This window comes from Kitasatospora nipponensis (genome assembly GCF_039528135.1).
Lineage (GTDB): Bacteria > Actinomycetota > Actinomycetes > Streptomycetales > Streptomycetaceae > Kitasatospora > Kitasatospora nipponensis.
The window spans coordinates 1-1,935 of the sequence record NZ_BAAALF010000412.1 but is presented as its reverse complement, the minus strand read 5'-3'; the positions used below and the strand labels follow the sequence as shown (position 1 = coordinate 1,935).

Sequence of the window (1,935 nt, the reverse complement as noted above, 5' to 3'; positions counted from 1 at the left end):
CGCATGAGGACGAGGGTTCCTGGCGCTCGGGGTTCAGGGGCCGGTCCTTGAGGATCATGAAATCCCAGCGTGCTTGTAGGCCAGCCTTGTTCGCACGCTGCCGGAGGTTGTCGCAGTCGGCACGCAGGAGCGCAAGTGGGTCGCTTTCGGTCCAGGTTGTGCGAGCGATACCCAGGGCGTTCCAGGCGCCTTCGCCTGCTGGGAGGGGACGGGACAGATCCGCGAAGAGTGCCCTTGTGAGCTCGGCTAGGAAGCGGGGAACTCTCTGCCGATCCGCATAGTGCCCGGTGCGGCTGCTCGCCTTGTGGTGGGCGCGTGCGAAGGCGTGGAGGCGTTGTTCCACGAGGGCTCGGTAATCCGCAGCGATTGTCTGGTGGGCGCTGTGCTCGGCGGTGGCGACGTCACTGCGGCCTTGAGTGCGTGTGGCGATGAGGGATGCAACACGGTCCTCAAGTCGGCGGTTCCGCTCGGTGAGTTCGTCATTGGCCTCTTGCAGGCGCTTGTGGGCGTTTTCGAGCCGCAGGACTCGAACATTGAATTCATCCATCTTTCTGGCGACTTCGGTAGGCAGCAGCCGGAAGGGATGTCGGGTGAGGTGGCTGATGACGGCTTCAAGGGGGTCCGGTGACTAGAGGCCCCAGGAGGCGATGGCTGGCGCGGTGGCGTAGGCAGGTGGGTGGCTGAGGTCGAACACCGGTTCCTCGAAGCGGGCGTGCTGGCCGCGCTGATGCCGGTACTCGTATTCGTACTCATCGTCGCCGGCGTAGTAGCTGATGGTCATGTCACCGAGTCTCAGTAGTTAGAGTGGAAGCGAGCGGTGACCTGGACCTCTTCGTCTGTCTGGACAACGACGGCACGGACCTTGAACTCGGTCTCCCCGAAACGCATGTGGATCCTGACGGCCCTGTCCTCGAGGGCGAAGCGCATCACGCTCTGGACGTCAGCCACGATGGTCCCGATCTTGTCGCAGCCTGGCTCGGTGACGTAGCGGGGATCGGAGTTGACTGTGGCGTGCAGGTCGAATTGAACCTTTGTTTGAGTTGCTTCCACAGGCGTATAGACGTGGATGACCTCCTGATCGACGTCGACAGTCTGGCCGGCCGAGACGAACATGGAGAAGCGTTCCCGGCACAAGATGTTGCCGGTGCTCTTGGAAACCCTCCTCAGCTCCTCCGGGTCGATGCCCTCCTCGAACTCCATGTTGCTGGCGACGCCGTAGGTGAAGCGGCTACGTCGAGCCCGGGTGTGAGGCTCATAGCAGAAGTGGACAGCGCCGAATAGCACAGCGACGTTGGGGTCCGGCGGGATGAGGACGGCGGCGCGGTCGCCAAGATGATCCTTGACGGACTGGTGGAGGTAGGGGGAAGTGCTGAAACCTCCGACGAGCAGGACTACGTCCGACTGGGACGTTTCCGTGCGGGATTGCCGCATCTCGTCCAGCTGGTCATCGATGAGCTCCAGAATGTCGGGGACGACGTTGTCGAACAAGGAGCGGACCTCGGCTGCAGTGATGACGATGGCGTCGCAGACGTTGTCTTGTAGGCGGCGCAGCCGACGACGCCCCGCAGCACCGAGATGGCGGTCGATGGCGGAAGGGATGTTGAGGTAGATAGGCTCCTGTTGGTCTACACCGATGTGAAGCTTGGCCCGCTCCCACGCATCGGTGAGGTCTAGCAGGGCCTCGGGGTACTCCTCGCGCAGTTCCTGAAGGACCGCTGCGCCACCAAAGCGGGAAACCAGGAACTGGTCCTCAAAGGCACGGTTGAGGTAGTCGGAGCCGAGGCGTCCTCCGTTGACGCGGCCGATCTCCACCATGCGCCCGGGGGAGTCGTTCTCGTACGCGGTGATGTCGACGGTCCCACCGCCGCAGTCAGCAACCATGAACCGAGCGCCCGCGGTCATCAGGTCAGCGGGGCTGCCATCGCCCGAGGCAAT

General features: G+C 63.3%; 3 protein-coding genes. All 3 read right to left on the bottom strand.

Annotated features, from left to right (window positions below; all coding sequences use genetic code 11):
• The coding region (locus ABD323_RS40740) for a hypothetical protein (protein WP_344447155.1) at positions 1-547 on the bottom strand (547 nt) is incomplete at its 3' end.
• Between the two features lie 81 nt (positions 548-628).
• Positions 629-781, bottom strand: a complete 153-nt coding sequence (locus tag ABD323_RS40735) for a hypothetical protein (protein WP_344447154.1) — start codon at positions 779-781, stop codon at positions 629-631.
• An 11-nt stretch (positions 782-792) separates the two neighbouring features.
• A partial coding sequence (locus tag ABD323_RS40730; RefSeq protein ID WP_344447153.1) for an Hsp70 family protein occupies positions 793-1,935 on the bottom strand: 1,143 nt, incomplete at its 5' end.